The 1,702-nt window shown below is 52.6% G+C and carries 1 protein-coding gene; it reads left to right on the forward strand.

All coding sequences use genetic code 11. The annotated features are described in order from the left end of the window. The first annotated feature begins 266 nt into the window (after positions 1-266). A complete protein-coding gene (locus F1593_RS27910) occupies positions 267-1,658 on the forward strand; it encodes an IS110 family RNA-guided transposase (protein WP_149404822.1) in 1,392 nt (463 codons plus the stop codon). Positions 1,659-1,702: the final 44 nt, after the last annotated feature.

Below are 1,702 nucleotides of genomic sequence, written 5' to 3' on the forward strand. Positions count from 1 at the left end.
TTCAAATAGTCCATGCTCCTGCGGAGCACCCGGAACGATGAAAAGGAGGTAAAATAGGAGGTGAACCAGCGCCAAGATTCACAGATCGAGATGTTATCTAGTGGAACAAACCTGGGTTCAAATATGATCGGGATACCTGTAGGCACCCGGAACTGTGGCTCCCAGACGAGGGAAGCACGAAGGAGAATTTCTTTATGGGACGGTATCCTCTTGGCGAAACTGGTTGCATGAGCGTGAAGAAAGCAGCCCCTTGCCAGGAGGAAAGCATGGAGAAAGATCTAATCAGTGTGGTCTTTGAACGCTGTTGTGGATTGGACATTCACAAAAAGATGATCGTGGCATGTTTGCTTCTTCGAGGAGCCAATGGGCATCTCAAAAAAGAGACGCGAACATTTAGTACGATGACGACCGGATTACTGGAGTTGTTGGATTGGCTCAAAGGAGCTAGATGCACTCATGTGGCTATGGAGAGCACAGGGGTGTTCTGGAAACCGATTTACAATGTGTTGGAAGGGGAGATGGAGGTGCTGCTGGTCAACGCGCAGCATATCAAAGCGGTACCTGGTCGCAAAACGGATGTGAAAGATGCAGAATGGATTGCCAGTTTGCTGCAGCATGGATTACTCAATGCAAGCTTTATTCCGCCTCGTCCCCAACGGGAGTTGCGAGAGTTAACACGAACGCGCAAAACCCTGATTGAGGAACGAGCTCGGATCGTGAACCGGATGCAGAAGGTGCTTGAGGACGCGAATATTAAACTCTCTTCGGTGGTCACCGATATCACCGGCAAAACCGCCCGACAGATCTTGCATGCGATGCTGGAAGGAGAGCAGGACCAGGAAACCCTGGCAGGGATGGCACGTGGGAAACTGCGGAGCAAGCAGCCACAATTGGCGCAGGCCGTTCAAGGAACGCTGCGAGCGCATCATCGCTTTGTACTCTCGCAGCATCTGGCTCACCTGGACTTTTTAAGCCAACAGATTGAGGCGTTTGATCAGCAAATTGCCGAGCAGTTAGGCCTGGGCAACGGACCGGAAGACCCCGAACCTTCACCCTCCTCAAAGCAAGCCGCCAAAGCGGCTTCCCAAGATGTTCAGTCAGAGGAAATCGTCGAAGAAGAAGAAGGCCAAACGCGGCTTCTGGGTGAGCATCGACAGGATCTTCGACGAGCCATTGAGCGGCTCGATGCAATTACGGGGATCAGTCTGCGCACGGCCGAGGTCGTGGTCGCTGAGATCGGCATCCAGATGGAGCGTTTTCCAACCGAGGAGCAATTAGCATCCTGGGCAGGACTCTGTCCAGGCAACAAGGTGAGTGCAGGCAAACGGTTAAGTGGCAAGACGACCAAAGGAAATCGATGGTTGCGCACGGCCCTCATTGAAGCAGCACAAGGAGCAGCCAGCAGTAAAGGAACGTTCCTGGGAGCGTATTATCGACGCTTGTGTCAACGCATGGGCCGAAAAAAGGCCATCGTGGCAGTAGCTCATCGGATCCTGCTGATCATTTATCATGTGCTCAAAGAGGATGAGCCTTTCCGGGAATTGGGAGAGCAGTATGCCAGCGAAAAAGAGCGAGAGACCACCAAACGTCGAGCGCTTCGCCGTCTTGAGCAATTAGGGTACCAGGTCCAATTACAGCAGGCAGCAGAGACGGCATGATCTCTGCTGCCTGCTTTTGTGGAGCGGCTATTTTCAGGAGAATA

The organism is Dictyobacter arantiisoli (assembly GCF_008326305.1).
GTDB lineage: Bacteria > Chloroflexota > Ktedonobacteria > Ktedonobacterales > Ktedonobacteraceae > Dictyobacter > Dictyobacter arantiisoli.

Excerpts from the sequence above, each read along its gene's own strand:
- F1593_RS27910 (WP_149404822.1), top strand. The coding sequence starts at position 267 with ATGGAGAAAGATCTAATCAGTGTGGTCTTTGAACGCTGTTGTGGATTG.